General features: G+C 59.8%; 17 protein-coding genes, 9 tRNA genes and 1 pseudogene. 22 read left to right on the top strand and 5 right to left on the bottom strand.

Annotation, left to right across the window (positions count from 1 at the left end; genetic code table 11):
- Nucleotides 1-593: 593 nt before the first annotated feature.
- The 6 genes from PSOLE_RS22050 (at nt 594) to PSOLE_RS22025 (ending at nt 1294) form a co-directional block, all read left to right on the top strand.
- Nucleotides 594-669 (top strand) — tRNA-Ala (locus PSOLE_RS22050).
- Nucleotides 670-729: 60 nt separating this feature from the next.
- A tRNA-Glu gene (locus PSOLE_RS22045) sits at nt 730-805 on the top strand.
- Nucleotides 806-855: 50 nt separating this feature from the next.
- Nucleotides 856-931 (top strand) — tRNA-Ala (locus tag PSOLE_RS22040).
- A 48-nt stretch (nt 932-979) separates the two neighbouring features.
- Nucleotides 980-1055, top strand: a tRNA-Glu gene (locus PSOLE_RS22035).
- A 47-nt stretch (nt 1056-1102) separates the two neighbouring features.
- Nucleotides 1103-1178: transfer RNA gene (locus PSOLE_RS22030), tRNA-Ala, on the top strand.
- 46 nt (nt 1179-1224) lie between these two features.
- Nucleotides 1225-1294, top strand: a tRNA-Glu gene (locus tag PSOLE_RS22025).
- A gap of 690 nt (nt 1295-1984) precedes the next feature.
- On the opposite strand, the pseudogene PSOLE_RS22010 reads toward PSOLE_RS22025, so the two are convergent.
- The 3 genes and pseudogenes from PSOLE_RS22010 to PSOLE_RS22000 all read right to left on the bottom strand — a co-directional run.
- Nucleotides 1985-2247 (bottom strand): annotated as a pseudogene (locus tag PSOLE_RS22010) (IS5/IS1182 family transposase); the annotation flags it as partial.
- 147 nt (nt 2248-2394) lie between these two features.
- Complete coding sequence (locus PSOLE_RS22005; protein WP_074859229.1) at nt 2395-3558, bottom strand: helix-turn-helix domain-containing protein; 1164 nt, start codon at nt 3556-3558, stop codon at nt 2395-2397.
- A 264-nt stretch (nt 3559-3822) separates the two neighbouring features.
- The gene (locus tag PSOLE_RS22000) at nt 3823-5124 is read right to left on the bottom strand and encodes an ISL3-like element IS1411 family transposase (protein ID WP_011920678.1); all 1302 of its coding nucleotides are present in this window, start codon (nt 5122-5124) and stop codon (nt 3823-3825) included.
- A gap of 121 nt (nt 5125-5245) precedes the next feature.
- Here PSOLE_RS22000 and PSOLE_RS21995 point away from each other — a divergent pair, with 121 nt between their 5' ends.
- The 6 genes from PSOLE_RS21995 to PSOLE_RS21970 are packed head-to-tail and all read left to right on the top strand — an operon-like array spanning nt 5246 to nt 11185.
- A complete protein-coding gene (locus tag PSOLE_RS21995) occupies nt 5246-6340 on the top strand; it encodes an ABC transporter ATP-binding protein (RefSeq protein ID WP_074859232.1) in 1095 nt (364 codons plus the stop codon).
- Entirely contained in the window at nt 6340-7437 is a 1098-nt protein-coding gene (locus PSOLE_RS21990) for an ABC transporter ATP-binding protein (protein ID WP_074859235.1), read from the top strand. The genes PSOLE_RS21995 and PSOLE_RS21990 overlap by 1 nt, the downstream gene beginning before the upstream one ends.
- The gene (locus PSOLE_RS21985) at nt 7434-8297 is read left to right on the top strand and encodes a carbohydrate ABC transporter permease (RefSeq protein ID WP_074859238.1); all 864 of its coding nucleotides are present in this window, start codon (nt 7434-7436) and stop codon (nt 8295-8297) included. Before PSOLE_RS21990 ends, PSOLE_RS21985 begins: the two co-directional genes overlap by 4 nt.
- A gap of 8 nt (nt 8298-8305) precedes the next feature.
- Complete coding sequence (locus PSOLE_RS21980; RefSeq protein ID WP_074859241.1) at nt 8306-9106, top strand: carbohydrate ABC transporter permease; 801 nt, start codon at nt 8306-8308, stop codon at nt 9104-9106.
- 12 nt (nt 9107-9118) lie between these two features.
- Nucleotides 9119-9391, top strand: a complete 273-nt coding sequence (locus PSOLE_RS21975) for a DUF2160 domain-containing protein (protein ID WP_013715271.1) — start codon at nt 9119-9121, stop codon at nt 9389-9391.
- Nucleotides 9392-9442: 51 nt separating this feature from the next.
- Nucleotides 9443-11185 (top strand): ABC transporter substrate-binding protein, encoded by a 1743-nt coding sequence (locus PSOLE_RS21970; protein ID WP_074859244.1) that lies wholly within the window; start codon nt 9443-9445, stop codon nt 11183-11185.
- Between the two features lie 60 nt (nt 11186-11245).
- On the opposite strand, the gene folD is transcribed toward PSOLE_RS21970, so the two are convergent.
- The gene (gene folD / locus PSOLE_RS21965) at nt 11246-12100 is read right to left on the bottom strand and encodes a bifunctional methylenetetrahydrofolate dehydrogenase/methenyltetrahydrofolate cyclohydrolase FolD (RefSeq protein ID WP_074859247.1); all 855 of its coding nucleotides are present in this window, start codon (nt 12098-12100) and stop codon (nt 11246-11248) included.
- A gap of 269 nt (nt 12101-12369) precedes the next feature.
- Here folD and PSOLE_RS21960 point away from each other — a divergent pair.
- The 10 genes from PSOLE_RS21960 to PSOLE_RS24845 all read left to right on the top strand — a co-directional run bounded on the left by PSOLE_RS21960 (nt 12370) and on the right by PSOLE_RS24845 (nt 21659).
- Nucleotides 12370-12446: transfer RNA gene (locus tag PSOLE_RS21960), tRNA-Arg, on the top strand.
- A 36-nt stretch (nt 12447-12482) separates the two neighbouring features.
- Nucleotides 12483-12558 (top strand) — tRNA-His (locus PSOLE_RS21955).
- A 56-nt stretch (nt 12559-12614) separates the two neighbouring features.
- Nucleotides 12615-12699: transfer RNA gene (locus PSOLE_RS21950), tRNA-Leu, on the top strand.
- Between the two features lie 131 nt (nt 12700-12830).
- On the top strand, nt 12831-14141 hold the full coding sequence (tig, locus tag PSOLE_RS21945; protein WP_039964545.1) for a trigger factor: 1311 nt from the start codon (nt 12831-12833) through the stop codon (nt 14139-14141).
- Nucleotides 14142-14235: 94 nt separating this feature from the next.
- Nucleotides 14236-14877, top strand: a complete 642-nt coding sequence (clpP, locus tag PSOLE_RS21940; protein WP_004424103.1) for an ATP-dependent Clp endopeptidase proteolytic subunit ClpP — start codon at nt 14236-14238, stop codon at nt 14875-14877.
- Between the two features lie 107 nt (nt 14878-14984).
- The gene (gene clpX / locus PSOLE_RS21935; protein WP_004424106.1) at nt 14985-16265 is read left to right on the top strand and encodes an ATP-dependent Clp protease ATP-binding subunit ClpX; all 1281 of its coding nucleotides are present in this window, start codon (nt 14985-14987) and stop codon (nt 16263-16265) included.
- A 149-nt stretch (nt 16266-16414) separates the two neighbouring features.
- Nucleotides 16415-18811, top strand: a complete 2397-nt coding sequence (gene lon, locus PSOLE_RS21930) for an endopeptidase La (protein WP_088339355.1) — start codon at nt 16415-16417, stop codon at nt 18809-18811.
- 135 nt (nt 18812-18946) lie between these two features.
- On the top strand, nt 18947-19219 hold the full coding sequence (gene hupB / locus PSOLE_RS21925; protein ID WP_003282502.1) for a nucleoid-associated protein HU-beta: 273 nt from the start codon (nt 18947-18949) through the stop codon (nt 19217-19219).
- A gap of 189 nt (nt 19220-19408) precedes the next feature.
- On the top strand, nt 19409-21256 hold the full coding sequence (locus PSOLE_RS21920) for a SurA N-terminal domain-containing protein (protein WP_004424145.1): 1848 nt from the start codon (nt 19409-19411) through the stop codon (nt 21254-21256).
- Nucleotides 21257-21431: 175 nt separating this feature from the next.
- Nucleotides 21432-21659: a hypothetical protein gene (locus PSOLE_RS24845; RefSeq protein WP_084342495.1), complete on the top strand. Its 228-nt coding sequence runs from the start codon at nt 21432-21434 to the stop codon at nt 21657-21659.
- Here the strand turns inward: PSOLE_RS24845 and PSOLE_RS21910 are convergent.
- The coding region (locus PSOLE_RS21910; RefSeq protein ID WP_158212594.1) for an ATP-binding protein at nt 21656-21900 on the bottom strand (245 nt) is incomplete at its 5' end. The genes PSOLE_RS24845 and PSOLE_RS21910 overlap by 4 nt on opposite strands.

The raw sequence follows: 21900 nt of genomic DNA, 5'->3' as shown, positions 1-21900 counted from the left end.
TCGTTTAAGGCCTGGGATTGATTAGTTGCTGTATGCTTTTTCATGGACTCGCCCTCGCTGCCGTTGGCTTCTTAGACTGCCACCGTGGCGCATTGACGCCTCGGCGTGGGCGAGTCCATGTAATTACAGGGGGGGGCGGTGCCTGCGGCATTTGTGTAGGAGCCCCGCCCCGGGGCGAAGCTCTTGGTTTTGCGCTGTTCGCTCGAACGATTCGCCGCGAGGCGCGGCTCCTACAGGGGGGCGGTGCCTGCGGCATTTGTGTAGGAGCCCCGCCCCGGGGCGAAGCTCTTGGTTTTGCGCTGTTCGCTCGAACGATTCGCCGCGAGGCGCGGCTCCTACAGGGGGGGGGCGGTGCCTGCGGCATTTGTGTAGGAGCCCCGCCCCGGGGCGAAGCTTATAGCTTTGCAGTGTTCTTTCGATTTGCCGCAGGGCACGGCTCCTAGTGGGACGATGCTGCGTTTCGCGAGTGTCAGCTCCGCCCCGCAGGAAATGGCCCTAAGTAATTGTTCTAGTGGCAAAAACTTTGGGCTGGCAGGAAAAATGTTGTTGACAGCCAATCGGGGCGCTCTTAACATGCGCCCCGTCCTCGAGATGGGGCTATAGCTCAGCTGGGAGAGCGCTTGCATGGCATGCAAGAGGTCAACGGTTCGATCCCGTTTAGCTCCACCAATCTCGGCTCCTTCGGGAGTGCCAGAATCGATGTGAGTCGGTTCACGATCAGGGTCTTGCGTCCCCTTCGTCTAGTGGCCTAGGACACCGCCCTTTCACGGCGGTAACAGGGGTTCGAGTCCCCTAGGGGACGCCACTTATTTCCAGCCGCAGCGCTCAGGCGCTGCAGCCAGACCGAAAGGTTTCGGGGCTATAGCTCAGCTGGGAGAGCGCTTGCATGGCATGCAAGAGGTCAACGGTTCGATCCCGTTTAGCTCCACCAAACACTGACAAGGCCAGCTTAGTGCTGGCTTTGTTCTTCGAAGGTTTTGTCCCCTTCGTCTAGTGGCCTAGGACACCGCCCTTTCACGGCGGTAACAGGGGTTCGAGTCCCCTAGGGGACGCCATATTCCAGTCGCAACGCGCAAGTGTTGCGAACCGACCGAAAGGTTTCGGGGCTATAGCTCAGCTGGGAGAGCGCTTGCATGGCATGCAAGAGGTCAACGGTTCGATCCCGTTTAGCTCCACCAATCACACTCAAGGCCAGCCTAGTGCTGGCCTTGTCGTTCGAAGAACTTCGTCTAGTGGCCTAGGACACCGCCCTTTCACGGCGGTAACAGGGGTTCGAGTCCCCTAGGGGACGCCATTTTTCTTGCCGCATTTGCGGAACCCAGGGGCCACTTCTTCGGAAGTGACCCCTTTTTGTTGTGCGCCCAGCATGGGCGCACTCCTGCGGGTGCAAGTCCCGCCGTAAGTTGATCACAGCGAACGAAGTGAAGCGCAACTGCGTGAGGGTGACCGAGCGTGGGGAGGAAGCGTGGAGCGTAATCTGCGAGCCGATGAACAAGAACCGGATAGAAGGCGCTATGGAGCAGGGCGAGCGGGCAATGAACCGCAAAGCTCTGGTGATCAAGGCGAAGTGGCGTAGATCCGGCGGTTGTGCAGAGAAGGAGTGCGTTCTTACCTGGGGAGATCTCGCCTCGATCCTGAAAGGGTAACGGCGTCGAGCCGGAGCGAGAAGTCAGCAGAGCCCGTAGTAGTTTTTTTGACGAAGGGCCAAACGAGAGAGAGTGCGATAGGCCTTCCTGATGCGACATGACCTGAAGTCAGATGCTCACCAGAAGGTGGGGCGGGCGCAGGCGATGAGCGGTGAAGCCGTGATTCGCTCCGTCAGCGACGAGGCACTGCGCCCGCGGGGTGAAACCGACAGCACAGGGCAAGGGCTGCTGTATCGGGCCCTTGCGAGAGGAAACCTGCAACGAGCGTGGAAGCGGGTCAAAGCCAACAAGGGAGCAGCGGGTGTCGACGGACTGAGCATAGAGCAGACGGCCGAACGGCTGTAGCCCAGTTGCTCCATGAGCATGCGCTCGCTGCGCAGCGAATAGAACAGTTGCAGCAATTGCGCCCGCATCAACTTCTCCGGGGCAATCGAGGTGCGGTCGGTGTCGGCATGCAAGGTGTCGAACAGGGCACTCATCCGTTGCAGAGCGGTGTTGGCCAGCTTGCGGATGGCGCGCAGGGGGATGATTCACCGGCACGAAGTCATCGAGCTTGGCGACAGTGAACAGGGGGCTCCTGGGTGATATCGGCTCCACGCATGGAAATCGAGAGCTCCGGCAGATTGGAGCCGATATCGTAAACCACACGCCGCAAAACCAGACAGGGCGTGGGCGAATTTCAACAAGCTGCTAGCAGCCGCGGGCATGCAGCAGGGCTGGCGGCTGGGCATAAAGACCCGGCGTGTCGTCAGGGTCTGACGCCCAGTTCGCGTAGGCGCTTGTACAGTGTGTTGCGGCTCAGGCCGAGGTTGCGGGCAAGGTAGGAAATGTTGCCGCCGCAGGCCTGGTACTGGCTGGCCAGATCGTCGGGCTCGGGGTGTGCTTGCAGGGTCGTGTCCGTCGGCAGATCGAGAAAGAAGTCGTCCGGCAGGTGTTCGGCGCGGATGGGCTGGTCGTCCGCCATGGCCAGCGCCACGCGCAGCACGCTGCTGAGCTGGCGCAGGTTGCCCGGCCAGGGGTGATGCTGGAACAGCTCCAGCACTTCGCGGCTGATACCCGCATGTTGGCCAGGTTCTCTGTGCTGCTCCCAGAGTTTCTGGAACAGCGCCTGCTTGTCACTGCGCTCACGCAGTGGCGGTAGTTCCAGGTTCAGGCCGCTGATGCGGTAGTACAGATCGGCGCGGAACTGGCCGCTGTCGACGTCCTGACGTAGCGGGCGGTTGGTGGCAGACACCACATGGCCCTGCTCGTCGAACACCACCAGGCCAGCCCAGGGGCTGTCGAGGTTGTCGAGGCTGGTATTGAAGCTGAGCAGGTGGTACTGGTCGGCGAACAGTTTGAGGATCAGGCGATTCTCCACCGACTGGCTCATCATCTTGACCATGCCCAGGGTATGCGCCGGCGGCAGGTAGCTGTCGCTGGACACGTCGAGCACGGCGATCATGCGCCGTTGCTCGTCGAAGATCGGCGAGGCCGAGCCGGTCATGAATCGGTTGGCCTTGAGAAAATGCTCGTCGTGCTGGATATGCACGGCCTGGCCGCAACTGAGCGCGGTGCCGATGGCGTTGGTGCCGGTGTAGCGCTCCAGCCAACTGGCGCCGGCAATGAAACCGGCGGCCTGGCGCGGCTCGATGAAGCGCTGGTCGCCCCAGGAGTGCAGCAGCCGGCCCTGCTCGTCGGCGAGCATGATCAGGCAGTTGGAGTTGGAAAGGATGGTGCCGTAGTAGGGCAGTACTTCCTGGTGAGTGGTCTGCACCAGGGCCTGGCGGCTTTCCAGCAGCACCGAAAGATCGCCTGGCGCCGGAGGATCGAAGCGGGGCGCGCTCTGGTGAGTCAGGCCGTAGTCACGGCAGCGCGACCAGGACTCCTGAATGATGGCGTCATGCGCTGGTGCGCGGACAGCTTCTGTCATGGTGCGATCTCTTCTTGTTGGTTCGCGATCTGCGCCGCGATCGGTCCAGTTTCGTTCAAGCCTGTTCAAAGTCAACGAACGAATTGTTCAGTTGTTCACATTCGACTGTTCAAAAGTGTTCAGTGGGAAACCATTGCTGCACCGTTATTTGGCGGTTTTTTCGATTTTGATCAAAGAGATAGGTCTTATTTTTGGGGGCTGGCACAGTTGTCGCTACCGATGTTCGCAATCGAATGGCACGACAAGAAAAAGGGCTCTTCGCATTTAAGGGTGTAGCTGATTTCTAAACCCTCCTGACTTCAGCAAGCACCTGGCTATGTAATTGGTTAAATTTCTAAAGCCCAAGGCGGTACCTCGTAAGTGCTCAAGTCGCCCGTTGATAGCTTCTGTTGGACCGTTGCTGGTTCCTGGCCGGTCGAAGTAGGCAAGGATGCTCTCAGCGTATTTTTTCAGCGTTTCCCCCAAGCCTTTCACCTCGATGAGCGCTTTGGGCAAGTCGCTGGCTGTAATGATATTTATGACCTCTTCCATGAGTTTTTTACCACGTTTTCGATCCGGCTCGTTGTAGGCGCTGACCACCCGTTGGTACATGCTCCAGGTGCAATCCACTTCGAGGTGGTGCTCATCTGCAAACAGCTGGAACAGTTGCTTTTTGTTGGCGTCAGACAGGTAGCTGATCCGAGTCAGTAGCGTTCGACGGCTTTTGTAGAGCGGGTCATTTTTACGCCCTCTGCGGCCCAGGATGTCGTGTTGCACACGCCGGCGGCATTCATCCAGCATGTTGCTTGCCCAGCGCACGACATGGAAAGGATCCAGCACGGTTTGGGCTTGAGGCAGGGCTTCTTGCGCTGCAGATTTAAACCCCGTAAAACCGTCCATGGCAATGCTTTCGATCTGGTCACGCCACGATTTGGGGCGACTCTGTAGCCATTGCTTAAAGGCTTGTTTGGAGCGGCCTTCCAGCACATCGAGCAAGCGGGCCGGCCCGTTTTTGTTACGCACGGGCGTAAGGTCAACCACGATGGTGACGTACTTGTCACCACAGCGTGTATGTCGCCAAACATGCTCATCCACGCCCAGCACGGTCACACCGTCAAAACGTGTCGAGTCATTAAAAAGCAGGCGCCGTCCTTCGTTGATAATGGCATTATTAGCGGTGTGCCATGCAACATCAAGCTGGCTCGCAACACGAGATACCGACAGATGATCCAGCACGATGGCAGCTAATGCCCAGCGTATCGCCCCATATGAAAGCTTTGAACGTGGAGGTGCTGCACTGTTTGTATCTTCATGCCAGAAACAGCCGCAAGCACAACGCCAGCGACGGATACGCAGCAGCAATCTGGTTGGTCGTTGTCCGTAAGGTGTGTGAGCAAGATGCCTATCGACAGTACCGCGTGAAACACCAGCAGCCCCGCACTTGGGGCATGGCTCGGGTGCTTTGGTTAAACGACATTCGATGACGGCGCGCTCTGCACAAAGATGTTGTCCAGTGGCAGTCAGGCCGAGGTTATTCAGTTGGCAAAAGCTGGAAAGATCAGGGCTAGAAAAGGTAAGATTGTTCACGTCGGGGGCTTAGTTTTTGTTGGTGTGAGAGCTTACATTTTCTAAGATCCTCGACTCCTTTTCCAGCCGGTCAGATTTTTTCTACACCCTTAAATGCGAAGAGCCAGAAAAAGGACAGGCCATGTCGCTCAAGCTCGAACACGTCACCCGTATCGTCGATGGCCAGGTGCATATCGACGATGCCTGCCTGAGTTTCGAACCGGGCTCCTTCAACGTCCTGCTCGGTCGCACCCTGGCCGGCAAGACCAGCCTGATGCGGCTGATGGCCGGTCTGGATCGGCCCAGCAGCGGCCGTGTGCTGATGAACGGCGCCGATGTCACCGGTGTGCCGGTGCGCCAGCGCAACGTGTCGATGGTCTATCAGCAGTTCATCAACTACCCGACCCTGACGGTGTTCGAGAACATCGCCTCGCCACTGCGCCAGGCCGGCGTGGCCAAGGAGCGGATCGTCGAGAAGGTCGAGGCCACCGCGCGCATGCTGCGCATCGACAAACTATTGTCGCGCTATCCGCTGGAGCTGTCCGGCGGCCAGCAGCAGCGCACGGCCATGGCGCGGGCGCTGGTCAAGGACGCCTCGCTGATCCTGTTCGACGAACCGCTGGTCAACCTCGATTACAAGCTGCGTGAGGAGCTGCGCCAGGAAATGCGCGAGCTGTTCCAGGCGCGCCACACCATCGCCATCTACGCCACCACCGAGCCCAACGAGGCGCTGGCCCTGGGCGGCACCACCACCATCCTGCACGAAGGGCGGGTGGTGCAGAGCGGCAAGACGGCCGAGGTCTACCACCGCCCGCAACAGGTGCTGGCCGCCGAGCTGTTCTCGGAACCGGCGATCAACCTGATGCCGGGCCGTATCAGCGGCTCCGAGGTGAGTTTCGCCGACTGCGTGCACTTTCCGCTCAATCCGGATCTGCGCGGCATCGCCGAGGGTGAGTACCGCTTCGGCGTGCGCCCCAGCCATATCGGCCTGGTGCCGTCCAACGACGATGACCTGGAGTTGGCGGTAACCGTTGAGCTGGCCGAGATCAGCGGCTCGGAAACCTTCCTGCATGTGCGCAACGAGCAGTTCGTGCTGGTGCTGCACCTGCCGGGGGTGCACGAGTATGCGGTGGACACGCCGATCCTGATCTACATCCCGACCCACAAGCTGTTCGTCTTCGCTGCCGATGGGCAGTTGGTGCAGGCGCCCAGTCGTCGTCAGGGGAGGGCCGCCTGATGGCCGAGATTCGCTTGCACAACCTCGCGCACAGCTACAGCGGCGTGCCGAAGGCGCCGGAAGACTACGCGATTCGCGAGATGAACCATGTCTGGCAGCAGGGCGGCGCCTATGCGCTGCTGGGGCCGTCAGGCTGCGGCAAGTCGACGTTGCTCAACATCATCTCCGGCCTGCTCAGCCCGTCGCAGGGCGAGGTGCAGTTCGACGGCAAGGCGGTCAACAGGCTGTCGCCGCAAGAGCGCAACATCGCCCAGGTTTTCCAGTTTCCGGTGGTCTACGACACCATGACGGTGTTCGACAACCTGGCCTTCCCACTGCGCAACCAGGGCATGGACGAAGCGCGGGTGATGAGCAAGGTGCACGAGATCGCCGAGGTGCTGGAGCTGCATCCGCTGTTGCACAAGAAGGCGCGCAACCTCACCGCCGACGAGAAGCAGAAGGTCTCCATGGGTCGTGGCCTGGTGCGCGACGACGTCTCGGCAATTCTCTTCGACGAGCCGCTGACGGTGATCGACCCGCACCTGAAATGGAAGCTGCGGCGCAAGCTCAAGCAGATCCATGAGCAGTTCAACATCACCATGGTCTACGTCACCCACGATCAGCTGGAGGCTTCCACCTTCGCCGACAAGATCGCGGTGATGTACGGCGGGCAGATCGTCCAGTTCGGTACGCCACGCGAGTTATTCGAGCGCCCCGGCCATACCTTCGTCGGCTATTTCATTGGCAGTCCAGGGATGAACCTGATCGAGGTGCAGCGCTGTGCGGGCGGGGTGCGCTTCGCCGATACGGTGCTGCCGCTTTCCGAGGCGCTCAACCAGCGTCTCGCCGAACTGGACGGCAAGCGCCTGCAGGTGGGCATTCGTCCCGAGTTCGTGCACGTCTGGGACGGCGCCTATGAAGATGCGCTGTGTGGCCGGGTGCTGCATGTTGAGGATCTTGGCACCTACAAGATCCTCACTTTCGACCTCGATGGCCAGGTGCTCAAGGCGCGCCTGCAGGAGGATCAGCCCGTGCCGCACGAGCAGGTCTACCTGAGCTTTCCGGCGCAGTGGCTGATGCTCTACGCCGACGACTACCTGGTGGAGGTGGCGCCATGAAGGTGCAGAACAACAAGGCCTGGTGGCTGGTGTTGCCGGTATTTCTGCTGGTGGCGTTCAGCGCCATCGTGCCGATGATGACGGTGGTCAACTATTCGGTGCAGGACATCTTCGACCCCTCCACGCGCTACTTCGTCGGCGTCGACTGGTACCGCCAGGTGCTGCAGGATCCGCGCCTGCATGACTCATTGCTGCGTCAATTTATCTTCTCCGCCTGCGTGCTGCTGATCGAGATTCCGCTAGGGATCGCTATCGCTCTGTGCATGCCGACGCGCGGGCGCTGGGCCTCGCTGTGTCTGATCCTGATGGCCATTCCGCTGCTGATCCCGTGGAACGTGGTCGGTACCATCTGGCAGATCTTCGGCCGCGCCGACATCGGCCTGATGGGCTGGGCGCTGAATAAGCTGGGCATCAGCTACAACTATGCCTCCAACACCATGGATGCCTGGGTGACGGTGCTGATCATGGATGTCTGGCACTGGACCTCGCTGGTGGCGCTGTTGTGCTACTCCGGCCTGCGCGCCATTCCTGACGTCTATTACCAGGCGGCGCGCATTGACCGCGCCTCGAACTGGGCTGTGTTCCGCCATATTCAGTTGCCCAAGCTGAAAAGCGTGCTGCTGATCGCGGTGATGCTGCGCTTCATGGACAGTTTCATGATCTACACCGAGCCCTTCGTGCTCACCGGCGGCGGGCCGGGCAACGCCACCACCTTCCTCAGCCAGACCCTGACGCAAATGGCTGTCGGCCAGTTCGACCTGGGCCCGGCAGCGGCGTTCTCGCTGGTGTACTTCCTGATCATCCTGCTGGTGTCCTGGTTGTTCTATACCGCCATGACCCACGACGACAAAACCCGCTGAGGCCGGCCATGACGCTACGCAAACGCCTGGTACTGCTGATCTACTTTCTGTTCCTGCTGGTGCCGATTTACTGGCTGCTGAACATGTCGTTCAAGAGCAATACCGAAATTCTCGGTGGGCTCAGCCTGTGGCCGCAGAATTTCACTCTGGACAACTACCGGGTGATTTTCACCGACCGCAGCTGGTACGAGGGCTACCTCAACTCGCTGTACTACGTCAGCCTCAACACGCTGATCTCGCTCAGCGTGGCGCTGCCGGCGGCTTATGCCTTCTCGCGCTATCGCTTTCTCGGCGACAAGCACCTGTTCTTCTGGCTGCTGACCAACCGCATGGCACCACCGGCGGTGTTCCTGCTGCCGTTCTTCCAGCTGTACTCGTCTATCGGCCTGTTCGACACCCATATCGCCGTGGCGTTGGCGCACTGCCTGTTCAACGTGCCGTTGGCGGTGTGGATCCTCGAAGGCTTCATGTCCAGCGTGCCCAAGGAAATCGACGAGACGGCCTATATCGACGGCTACAGCTTCCCGAAATTCTTCGTGAAGATCTTCATCCCGCTGATCCGCTCCGGTATCGGTGTCACCGCCTTCTTCTGCTTCATGTTCTCCTGGGTCGAGCTGCTGCTGGCGCGCACCCTGACCTCGGTAGACGCCAAGCCCATCGCGGCGGTGATGACCCGTACCGTGTCCGCCTCGGGCATCGACTGGGGTGTGCTGGCTGCTGCCGGGGTGCTGACCATCCTGCCGGGGATGCTGGTGATCTGGTTCGTTCGCAACCATGTGGCCAAGGGCTTCGCCCTCGGTCGCGTGTAAGGGAGGTTCATCATGAGTTGGATGGCCTGGACTCTACCGACCGCGCTGTTCTTCGGTTGCATCGCCGTGCTGCTGGCCGGCATGACGCTGGTCGAGCTGCGCTGGCCCTGTGTTGAGCGCAAGGGTTTTCTGCCGATCACCACCACCCGTGGGGATCGGCTGTTCATCGGTCTGCTCGGCAGCGCCTACCTGCACCTGCTGGTGATAGGCGTGACCGACTGGAGCGTGTGGATAGCCTCGCTGCTATCGCTGTTGTGGTTGTGCGCAGTCATGCGCTGGGGCTGAGCCGGGCTGCCGCCGGTATGCCTCTCCCCATATCCTGAGATGGAGGTCTCTATGTTCGACAATAACAACAAGACCCGACATAGCTTGGCGTTGGCCGCCTTGCTGGCGTTGTCCGGTTTGAGCGGTGCGGCCTGGGCGGATGCCTATGAAGAGGCCGCGAAGAAATGGATTGCTGATGAGTTCAATCCCTCGACCCTGACGCCCGAGCAACAGCTCGAAGAGCTGAAGTGGTTCATCAAGGCTGCCGAGCCGTTTCGTGGCATGAACATCAATGTCGCCTCGGAAACCCTGACCACTCACGAGTATGAGTCCAAGGTGCTGGCCAAGGCCTTCAGTGAAATCACCGGCATCAAGCTCAAGCATGACCTGATGCAGGAAGGCGATGTGGTCGAGAAACTACAGACGCAGATGCAATCCGGCAAGAACATCTACGACGGTTGGGTCAACGACTCGGACCTGATCGGTACCCACTTCCGCTATGGCAAGGCGGTCTCGATCACCGACATGATGGCTAACGAGGGTAAGGACTTCACCTCGCCGACTCTCGATCTTGACGATTTCATCGGTCTGTCCTTCACCACCGGGCCGGACGGCAAGGTTTATCAGTTACCCGATCAGCAGTTCGCCAACCTCTACTGGTTCCGCGCCGACTGGTTCGAGCGTCCGGAGCTGAAGGCCAAGTTCAAGGAAATCTACGGCTACGAGCTGGGTGTGCCGGTGAACTGGTCAGCTTACGAGGACATCGCCGAGTTCTTCTCCAAGCATGTCAAGGAGATCGATGGTAAACGCGTCTATGGCCACATGGACTACGGCAAGAAAGACCCGTCGCTTGGCTGGCGTTTCACCGATGCCTGGTTCTCCATGGCCGGCGGCGGCGACAAGGGGCTGCCCAATGGCCTGCCGGTGGACGAGTGGGGCATTCGCGTCGACGGCTGCCGCCCAGTAGGTTCCAGTGTCGCCCGCGGTGGTGATACCAACGGGCCGGCGGCGGTGTTCGCCACGCAGAAGTACGTCGATTGGATGCGCCAGTACGCGCCGCCGGAAGCGCAAGGCATGACCTTCTCCGAATCCGGCCCGGTGCCGGCGCAGGGTGCCATCGCTCAGCAGATCTTCTGGTACACCGCCTTTACTGCCGATATGACCAAGCCAGGCCTGCCGGTGGTTAACGACGATGGCACGCCGAAATGGCGTATGGCGCCGTCGCCCAAGGGCCCGTATTGGGAGGAGGGCATGAAGCTCGGTTATCAGGACACCGGTTCCTGGACCTTCCTCAACTCCACGCCGGAGAAACAGCGCCTGGCCGCTTGGCTCTATGCGCAGTTCGTTACCTCCAAGACCGTCTCGCTGAAAAAGACCCTGGTCGGCCTGACGCCGATTCGTGAGTCGGACATCAACTCGCAGGCGATGACGGACGTAGCGCCCAAGCTCGGCGGGCTGGTGGAGTTCTACCGCAGCCCGGCGCGCGTGCAGTGGACGCCGACCGGCACCAATGTGCCGGACTATCCGCGTCTGGCTCAACTGTGGTGGCAGTTCATCGCCGAGGCCGCCAGCGGTGACAAGACGCCGCAACAGGCGCTCGATGGCCTGGCAGCTGCGCAAGACACCATGCTCGGTCGTCTGGAGCGCTCAGGTGTGCTGGGTGAGTGCGGGCCGAAGCTGAACGAGCCGCGTGACCCGCAGTACTGGTTCGACCAGCCGGGCGCACCGAAACCCAAGCTGGCCAACGAGAAACCCAAGGGCGAAACCATCGCCTACGACGAGTTGCTCAAGTCCTGGGAGCAGGCGCGCAACTGATCCAAGTGGCAGAAACGACAACGGCACCCTCGGGTGCCGTTGTTTGTTATGCAGTGCTGCTTACTTATGCAGATGCTCGGCCGCGTGCAGGGTGTTTTCCAGCAGGCCTGCGCGGGTCATCGGGCCAACACCGCCTGGAACCGGGGTGATCCAGCCGGCGCGGGGCAGGGCGGCATCAAAGGTCACGTCGCCAACCAGTGTGCCGTCGTCCTGGCGGTTGATGCCGACGTCGATGACGATGGCGCCTGGCTTGATCCACTCGCCCTTGACCAGCCCAGGCTTGCCGGCAGCGACCACGACGATATCAGCCTGGCCGACATGACCAGCCAGATCCTTGGTGAAGCGGTGGGTAACGGTCACGGTGCAGCCGGCCAGCAGCAACTCCATGGCCATTGGTCGGCCAACGATATTGGACGCGCCTACGACTACGGCATGCATGCCGTACAAGTCGGCGCCGGTGCTTTCCAGCAGGGTCATGATGCCTTTCGGGGTGCAGGGGCGCAGCAGCGGCATGCGCTGTGCCAAACGGCCGATGTTGTAGGGATGGAAGCCGTCCACATCCTTGTCCGGACGAATGCGCTCGAGCAGCAGGGACGAGTCGAGGTTCTCCGGCAGTGGCAGTTGTACCAGGATGCCGTCGATGGTCGGGTCTTCATTGAGCTCGTCGATCAGGGCGAGCAGATCGGCCTGGCTGGTCTCTGCCGGCAGGTCATAGGCACGGGAGAGGAAACCGACTTCTTCGCAATCCTTGCGTTTATGTGACACATAGACCTGGGAGGCAGGATCGGTGCCGACCAGGATCACGGCCAGGCCTGGCGCACGAAGGCCTTGCTGACGGCGTTCGGCGACACGTTGGGCAATCTGCTGGCGGAGGCTGGCGGCGATCGCCTTGCCGTCGATCAGTTGTGCGGTCATTGCGCTGGTTAACCATTAATAAGGGTGAAAAAAGGACGCGCATTCTCGCATGAGCGCTCACCCGGGCAAAGGCGCCTGCCGTCGTTTTCGCGTAACTCCTTTAAATCGCTGAATTTTTTTGAAAATTTCTGTTGACGAGGTTGGGAGGCGTCTATAACATTCGCCCCGCTTCTCAGGAACAGCCACTCGCTGGGTGAGGCGGCAAGAGCCAAGCCCTGGTGGTGAGGTTGGAGCCAAAAGCTTGTAAGTCTGCGCTAGCAGATGGATAAGTGCCCGTAGCTCAGCTGGATAGAGCATCCGCCTTCTAAGCGGATGGTCGCAGGTTCGAGTCCTGCCGGGTGCGCCATTTGGCGGTCAGGCAAGAGTAAGCAAATGCAATATGGTGGGCGTAGCTCAGTTGGTAGAGCACAGGATTGTGGCTCCTGGTGTCGTGGGTTCGATTCCCATCGTCCACCCCATATTCCAAAACGCCAGGCCCAAAGCCTGGCGTTTTTGTTTTAAGCTGCAAAGCCACGCGGACGTGGTGGAATTGGTAGACACACCAGATTTAGGTTCTGGCGCCGCAAGGTGTGAGAGTTCGAGTCTCTCCGTCCGCACCATCTTTTTTATATAGCCCCTCCCGACTGCCGCCTGCTTCTAGGGTGACTTCTGCACATTGACCCTCTAGAATGCTTGGCCTTGATTCGGGGCCGGGTCGACCCGGCTTATGTCTGTGCAACGAGGAATATCCATGCAAGTTTCTGTTGAAAGCACTTCTGCTCTTGAGCGCCGCATGACTGTCGGCGTACCCGTCGAGCGCATCGAGACCGAAGTCAACAAGCGTCTGCAACAGACTGCCCGTCGTGCCAAAGTTCCTGGCTTCCGTCCTGGCAAGGTGCCGATGAGCGTGATTCGTCAGCGCTATGAAGATGCCGCTCGTCAGGAAGCCCTGGGCGACCTGATCCAGGCGACCTTCTATGAGGCCGTGGTCGAGCAGAAGCTGAATCCGGCCGGCGCTCCGGCCGTAGAGCCGAAGTCCTTCGAGAAGGGCAAGGATCTGGAGTACGTCGCTACTTTCGAAGTATTTCCTGAGTTTCAGGTGACCGGCCTCGACACTATCGCCATCGAGCGCCTGCAGGCCGAAGTCGCCGACAGTGATGTCGACAACATGCTCGACATCTTGCGCAAGCAGAACACCCGTTTCGAAACTGTCGAGCGTGCTGCCGAGAATGGCGACCAGTTGAACATCGATTTCGTCGGCAAGATCGACGGCGAAGCATTCGCTGGCGGCAGCGCCAAGGGCACCCAGCTGATACTGGGTTCTGGCCGCATGATCCCGGGCTTCGAAGACGCCCTGGTCGGTGTCAAGGCTGGTGAAGTGCGTGTGATCAATCCGACCTTCCCTGAGGACTACCAGAATCTCGATCTGGCCGGCAAAACCGCCGAATTCACCGTTACCGTCAACAGCGTTTCCGCTCCGCAACTGCCTGAGCTGAACGACGAGTTCTTCGCCCTGTTCGGTATCAAGGATGGCGGTCTGGAAGGTTTCCGCGCCGAGGTTCGCAAGAACATGGAGCGTGAACTGCGTCAGGCCATCAAGTCCAAGGTCAAGAACCAGGTAATGGACGGCCTGCTGGCTGCTAATCCGATCGAAGTGCCGAAGGCGCTGATCGGCAACGAAGTAAATCGTCTGCGCGTGCAGGCCGTTCAGCAGTTCGGTGGCAACATCAAGCCTGACCAACTGCCGGCCGAGCTGTTCGAGGAGCAAGCCAAGCGCCGTGTGGTGCTGGGCCTGATCGTCGCTGAAGTGGTCAAGCAGTTCGAACTGAAACCTGACGAAGCCCGCGTGCGCGAGCTGATCGAAGAGATGGCCTCGGCTTACCAGGAGCCTGAGCAGGTCGTTGCCTGGTACTACAAGAACGACCAGCAAATGAACGAAGTGCGTTCGGTTGTACTGGAAGAGCAAGTTGTAGATACTGTTCTGCAGAAGGCCAACGTGACCGATAAAGCGGTTTCCTACGAAGACGCAGTCAAGCCGGCGGAAGCTCCTAAAGCCGACTGATCTGGTAACCTCGTTCGAGTACACCACCATAAGCCAGCCTCAGTGCTGGCTTATGCGTACTTGAGACATGACTATTAGGGAGTGAGCGCAAGACATGTCCCGCAATCCTTTTATGCAAAACATGCCTGAAATCCAGGCCGCTGGCGGCCTGGTGCCGATGGTCATCGAGCAGTCCGCTCGTGGCGAGCGTGCCTACGACATCTATTCGCGCCTGCTCAAGGAGCGCGTGATTTTCCTGGTCGGTCCGGTCGAGGACTACATGGCCAACCTGATCTGCGCCCAGCTGCTGTTTCTGGAAGCAGAGAATCCGGACAAGGACATTCACCTGTACATCAACTCGCCGGGTGGCTCGGTGACTGCCGGCATGGCGATCTACGACACCATGCAATTCATCAAGGCGGATGTGTCCACCACCTGCATTGGTCAGGCCTGCAGTATGGGTGCATTCCTGCTGGCTGGCGGCGCCAAGGGCAAGCGTTTCTGCCTGCCGAACTCGCGTGTGATGATTCACCAGCCGCTGGGCGGTTTTCAGGGGCAGGCCTCGGACATCGAGATCCACGCCAAGGAAATCCTCTTTATCCGTGAGCGCTTGAACGAGCTGCTGGCTCAGCACACCGGTCAGAGCCTGGAAACCATCGAGCGCGACACCAACCGTGACAATTTCATGAGCGCTTCGCGTGCCGTGGAATACGGTCTGGTCGATGCCGTCCATGAAAAGCGTCAAATGCCGGTCTAGATGAGGCGCCGGCTGCGGGCATCCACCACTGACGCGACCTGTGCCCTTGAAAATGCCCGCATTTGCCTTCATCTTGTGTTTCAAGCCTACCGTATTGGATTGATCGAATGACTGACACCCGTAACGGTGAGGACAACGGCAAACTGCTTTATTGCTCCTTCTGCGGCAAAAGCCAGCACGAAGTGCGCAAGTTGATCGCCGGTCCTTCCGTCTTCATCTGCGACGAATGCGTCGACCTGTGCAACGACATCATCCGCGAGGAGGTGCAGGAAGCCCAGGCCGAGAGCAGCGCGCACAAACTACCGGCACCCAAGGAAATCAGCGCCATCCTCGATCAGTACGTGATCGGCCAGGAGCGCGCCAAGAAGGTGCTGTCGGTAGCGGTGTACAACCACTACAAGCGTCTCAATCAGCGCGACAAGAAAGACGATGTCGAGCTGGGCAAGAGCAATATCCTGCTGATCGGTCCGACCGGTTCGGGCAAGACGTTGCTGGCCGAAACGCTGGCGCGCCTGCTCAACGTACCGTTCACCATTGCCGATGCCACCAGCCTGACCGAAGCCGGTTATGTGGGGGAGGACGTCGAGAACATCATTCAAAAGCTGTTGCAGAAGTGCGATTACGATGTCGAGAAGGCCCAGATGGGCATCGTCTACATCGACGAAATCGACAAGATCTCGCGCAAATCCGACAACCCGTCGATCACTCGTGATGTCTCGGGTGAAGGCGTGCAGCAGGCCCTGCTCAAGCTGATCGAGGGCACCGTGGCCTCGGTTCCGCCACAGGGCGGACGCAAGCATCCGCAGCAGGAGTTCCTGCAGGTCGATACGCGCAACATCCTGTTTATCTGTGGCGGCGCGTTCGCCGGCTTGGAGAAAGTCATCCAGGCGCGCTCTACCAAGGGCGGCATCGGCTTCGGTGCTGAAGTGCGCAGCAAGCAGGAAGGCAAGAAGATCGGCGAGTCCCTGCGTGAGGTCGAGCCGGACGATCTGGTCAAGTTCGGTCTGATCCCCGAGTTCGTCGGTCGTCTGCCGGTGATCGCGACGCTTGAGGAGCTGGATGAGGCTGCGCTGGTGCAGATTCTCACCGAGCCGAAGAACGCACTGACCAAGCAGTACGCCAAGCTGTTCGAGATGGAGGGCGTGGATCTGGAGTTCCGCCCCGATGCACTGAAGTCCGTGGCGCAGAAGGCGCTGGAGCGAAAAACCGGTGCACGTGGCCTGCGTTCGATTCTCGAGGGCATTCTGCTCGACACCATGTACGAGATCCCATCCCAGCAGGGCGTGAGCAAGGTGGTGATCGACGAGAGCGTCATCGAGGGTTCGTCCAAGCCGCTGCTGATCTACGAGAACAGCGAACCGCCGGCGAAGGCCGCGCCAGACGCCTGACGGCTGTTGCACGATGCAAAGAAGGGGCCCCTCGGGCCCCTTCGCTTTTGTGGACATTGCGCTTGTTTTTTACGGGAGCTACCCCCATCTTAAAAGCCAAGGGTAATCCCGCCTGTTTACGGCCTTATGGCCGCCGCTGAGCCGAAATCATGAAGACAACCATCGAATTGCCTCTCCTGCCATTGCGCGATGTAGTGGTCTATCCGCACATGGTCATCCCGCTTTTCGTCGGGCGTGAGAAATCCATCGAGGCCCTCGAGGCGGCGATGACGGGTGACAAGCAGATCCTGCTGGTAGCCCAGAAGAACCCGGCCGTCGATGATCCGGATGAGCAGGATCTTTATCGCGTTGGCACCGTTGCCACCGTCCTGCAGTTGCTCAAGCTGCCCGACGGCACCGTCAAGGTGCTGGTCGAGGGTGAGCAGCGCGGCTTGATCGAGCGTTTCATCGATCTCGATGATCATTGCCGTGCCGAAGTACAACTGATCGAGGAGGGCGAAACTGCCGAGCGCGAATCGGAAGTCTTCACCCGCAGTCTGCTCAGTCAGTTCGAGCAGTACGTGCAGCTGGGCAAAAAGGTTCCGGCCGAAGTCCTGTCTTCGCTCAACAGCATCGATGAGCCCAGCCGCCTGGTCGACACCATGGCCGCGCACATGGCGCTGAAGATCGAGCAGAAGCAGGAAATCCTCGAAATCACCGCGCTGTCCGCTCGCGTCGAGCACGTACTGGCCCTGCTGGATGCCGAGATCGACCTGCTACAGGTCGAGAAGCGTATTCGCGGTCGCGTGAAGAAGCAGATGGAGCGCAGTCAGCGCGAGTACTACCTGAATGAGCAGATGAAGGCCATTCAGAAAGAGCTTGGCGATATCGATGAAGGCCATAGCGAGCTCGACGAACTGCGCAAGCGCATCGATAACGCGGGGTTGACCAAGGAAGCCTTGACCAAGGCCAATGCCGAGCTGAACAAGCTCAAGCAGATGTCGCCGATGTCCGCTGAAGCCACTGTGGTGCGCTCCTACATCGATTGGCTGGTGAACGTGCCATGGAAGGCCGAAAGCAAGGTGCGCCTGGATCTGGCGCGCGCCGAGAGCATTCTCGATGCCGATCACTACGGTCTGGAGGAGGTCAAGGAGCGCATCCTCGAGTACCTCGCCGTGCAGAAGCGGGTGAAGAAACTCAAGGGGCCGGTGCTGTGCCTGGTCGGTCCGCCCGGCGTGGGCAAGACTTCGTTGGCCGAGTCCATCGCCACCGCGACCAATCGCAAGTTCGTGCGTATGGCCTTGGGTGGCGTGCGTGACGAGGCCGAGATTCGGGGGCACCGCCGCACCTACATCGGCTCGATGCCGGGTCGCCTGATTCAGAAGATGACCAAGGTCGGTGTGCGCAACCCGTTGTTCCTGCTCGACGAGATCGACAAGATGGGCCAGGACATGCGCGGCGATCCTGCCTCGGCATTGCTCGAAGTCCTCGACCCTGAGCAGAACCATAATTTCAACGATCACTATCTGGAGGTCGATTATGACCTGTCGGATGTGATGTTCCTTTGCACCGCCAACTCGATGAACATCCCCGGCCCGCTGCTGGACCGGATGGAGGTCATTCGTCTGCCGGGTTACACCGAGGACGAGAAGGTCAACATCGCCATTAAGTACCTGGCGCCCAAGCAGATACAGGCCAACGGCCTGAAGAAGGGCGAGCTGGAGTTCGACGAGTCGGCAATTCGCGACATCATTCGTTACTACACGCGTGAAGCTGGTGTGCGCAGTCTGGAGCGACAAATCGCCAAGGTCTGCCGCAAGGTGGTCAAGGAGCATGTACGCGAGAAGCGCTTCCAGGTCACGGTCAGCGCCGACTCCCTGGAGCACTTCCTGGGTGTGCGCAAGCATCGCTATGGCCTCGCCGAACAGCAGGATCAGATCGGTCAGGTGACCGGCCTGGCCTGGACTCAGGTCGGCGGTGAGCTGCTCACCATCGAGACGGCCGTGGTGCCTGGCAAGGGCAATCTGATCAAGACCGGTTCGCTGGGTGATGTCATGGCAGAGTCGATGACGGCGGCCATGACGGTGGTTCGCAGTCGCGCCAAAAGCCTGGGGATCCCGGCTGATTTCAACGAGAAGCGCGACGTTCACATCCATATGCCCGAAGGTGCCACGCCCAAGGATGGCCCGAGCGCGGGCATTGGTTTGTGCACGGCACTGGTATCGGCCCTGACGCAGATTCCGGTGCGGGCGGACGTGGCCATGACCGGGGAAATCACCCTGCGTGGTCAGGTACTGGCCATCGGCGGGCTCAAGGAAAAACTTCTGGCAGCTCATCGGGGTGGGATCAAGACCGTGATCATTCCCGAAGAAAATGTGCGTGATCTGAAGGAAATTCCGGAAAATATTAAGCAAGACCTGCAGATTAAACCGGTTAAATGGATTGACGAGGTCCTGCAAATTGCGCTGCAATACGCCCCGGAGCCCTTGCCCGATGCGGCTCCGGAGATGATTGCAACGGATGACAAGCGCGAGTCTGATTCCAAGGAGCGAATCAGCACGCATTAGCCGGGGGGCTTCCTTGACACAATTTTTGAGCCCTTGTTATAAAGCGGCTCTTATTGTGTCGGCAGGCCCTCCAGCACCCGCTTTGCTTACACTAAAAATCAAGAAACAAACTCAACAGAAATAAGGGGACTTAGAGTGAACAAGTCGGAACTGATCGATGCCATCGCTGCATCTGCTGATATCCCGAAAGCTGTTGCTGGCCGCGCGCTGGATGCAGTGATTGAATCCGTCACTGGCGCCCTGAAGGCTGGTGACTCTGTCGTACTGGTTGGCTTCGGCACCTTCGCTGTCAAAGAGCGTGCTGCTCGCACTGGCCGCAACCCGCAGACTGGCAAGCCGATCAACATCGCTGCTGCCAAGATCCCGGGCTTCAAAGCTGGCAAGGCTCTGAAAGACGCTGTCAACTAAGCGTCTTCTGAATTTGTCTCGCCGCCAGACCTTTCTGGCGGTTGTTGGGCGGCAGGGCAGACAGTTTCCATGCCTGTACTGATCGCTTGACGCGTTACGAGAAGGCGCATCCCAGGATGCGCCTTTCTTCTATCCGGAATTACCCACACTGCGCGGCTGGTGGCTCTGTACAGTCGTTCTGGGGGAAGCATGCTGCAAAACATCAGGGACAATTCACGCGGTTGGATTGCCAAGACCATCATCGGCCTAATCGTTATGCTGATGGCGTTTACCGGCTTCGAGGCCATCGTCACCGGTACCAGTAACCGCAATAATGCGGCCGAAGTGAACGGTGACACCATTACCCTCGACGAGCTCAATCAGGCCGTTGAAATGCAGCGTCGTCAGTTGCTGCAGCAGCTGGGGCGTGATTTCGATGCCTCGCTGCTCGATGATCGCTTGCTGCGTGAGGCATCGCTCAAGGGGCTGATCGAGCGCAAGCTGCTGCTTCAGGCAGCAGGCGATGCTCGTTTCGCTTTCTCGCAGTCATCGCTGGATCAGGTGATTCTGCAGACGCCCGAGTTTCAGGTAGACGGCCGCTTCGATACCGCCCGTTTCGATCAGGTCATTCGCCAGATGGGCTATACCCGTCTGCAGTTCCGTCAGATGCTGGAAGAGGAAATGCTGATTGGCCAGTTGCGTGCCGGTATCGGCGCCAGCAGCTTCGTCACCGAGCAGCAGGCGCGTGCGTTCGCCAACCTCGAGCGGCAGACCCGCGATTTCGCCAGCCTCACCATCAAGGCCGACCCGGCTGCGATCGAGTTGAGCGAAGCTGACGTCCAGGCGTACTACGCCGAGCACGCCAGTGAGTTCATGAGTCCCGAGCAGGTGGTGTTGGAGTACGTCGAGCTGCACAAGGAAAGCTTCTTCGATCAGGTCGAAGTCAGCGATGAAGATCTGCAACCGCTGTACGAGAGCGAGATCGCCAACCTGGCTGAGCAGCGTCAGGCTGCGCACATCCTTATCGAGGGCGATGACCAGGCCGCGCTTACCAAGATCGAAGAGATCAAGGCGCGTGTGGACGCTGGCGAAGATTTCGCTGCCCTAGCCAAGGAGTTCTCGCAGGACCCAGGTTCGGCTGCCGATGGCGGTGATCTGGGTTACGCCGGCCCTGGCGTTTACGATCCGGCCTTCGAGGAGGCGCTCTATGCGCTGCAGCAGGGCGAGGTTTCCGAACCCGTGCAGAGCGAGTTCGGCTGGCACCTGATCAAGCTGCTGGGTGTTCAGTCTCCAGAAGTGCCAAGCTTCGACAGCCTGAAGGACAAGCTGGCGCGTGACTTCAAAGCGCAACAGGTCGAGCAGCGCTTCGTCGAAGCGACCAAACAGCTGGAAGACGCCGCGTTCGAAGCATCGGATCTGGCTCAGCCTGCCCAGGAGCTGGGTCTTGAGGTCAAGACCAGCGAAGCCTTCGGTCGTGAGGGTGGTGCAACTGGCATCACTGCCAACCGCCAAGTGCTGCAAGCTGCCTTCAGCCCTGAAGTTCTGGAAGATGGCACCAACAGCTCGACCATCGAGCTGGACCCGAGCACCGTGGTCGTAGTGCGCGTCAAGGAACACAAAAAGCCCGAGCAGCTGCCCCTGGAGCAGGTTGCTGAAAGCATTCGTGCCCATCTGCAGCAGGAACGTGCCAGTGCCGCGGCCAAGGCCGAAGGTGAGAAGCAACTGGCTGCTGCCCAGGCCGGTGAGCAGCCTACTGCTGATTGGCAAGTTCAGGAGGCGGCCACTCGTAGCCAGGACGGCATCGAGCCCAAAGTGCTGCAGGCGCTGTTCCGTATGCCCAAGCCAGACAAGGCGGGCGAGCCCACCTTTGCCGGCGTGACTCTGAACAATGGCGATTACGTCGTGCTGCGCCTCGATGGCGTGAATGTACCGGAAGAGGCGCTGGCTGACGAAGAGCTCGCCATGTACCGCCACTTCCTGGCGTCGCGTGTCGGCCAGCAGGACTTCGCCGCACTGCTCAAGCAGCTGGAAGCCAAGGCTGATATCGAGCGTTTCTGATCGCTGTCCGTTACGAGAAAGCCCCGCCAAGTGCGGGGCTTTCTCGTTGTGCGCCAGGCATGGCGCGTAGCGCCGTGGGTCGCGGTAGGGACGTATGCGCTCCATAGACCCCATCTTCAACTGACCTCTCCGTATCCCGGATGCTGGGCTCCCTATTTTCCCGTGGAGTTCCGTCATGATGCGTCCCGACGCCAAAGTGCAGAAGGTCTATCTCTACCCAAAGCCCGTCGACTTCCGCAAACCCATCAACGGACTGGCCGCGCTGGTCGACTGCGGATTCCACGCCATCCGGCCACCCAGTCCGCTCTCATCTGGCCAGGCATTCCACGGCCATCTGGCCACCTGTTCCACGGCCATCCGGCCGGGCAGTCGGAGCGCAGCGACGCAGGGGTGGCATTGTTAGTCCGAGGTGCTCGGCGTCGTCAATTTCTGCGTCCGTTTGCGCATTGATTCACCCTTCAGATTGATCCGATAAGCGTTGTGCACCAGGCGGTCGAGGATGGCATCGGCCAGGGTTGGATCGCCGATCAGTTCGTGCCAGTTGTCCACCGGCATCTGGCTGGTGACGATGGTCGAGCGCTGGCCGTAACGGTCGTCCAGTAGCTCCAGCATGTCGCGCCGTTGCTCGCCGGTGAACGGGGCCA

Origin of the sequence: Pseudomonas oleovorans subsp. oleovorans, assembly GCF_002197815.1 — a bacterium.
GTDB lineage: Bacteria > Pseudomonadota > Gammaproteobacteria > Pseudomonadales > Pseudomonadaceae > Aquipseudomonas > Aquipseudomonas oleovorans.
Note: the sequence above shows the minus strand (reverse complement) of the source record. Positions and strands in the feature narration are given on the sequence as shown.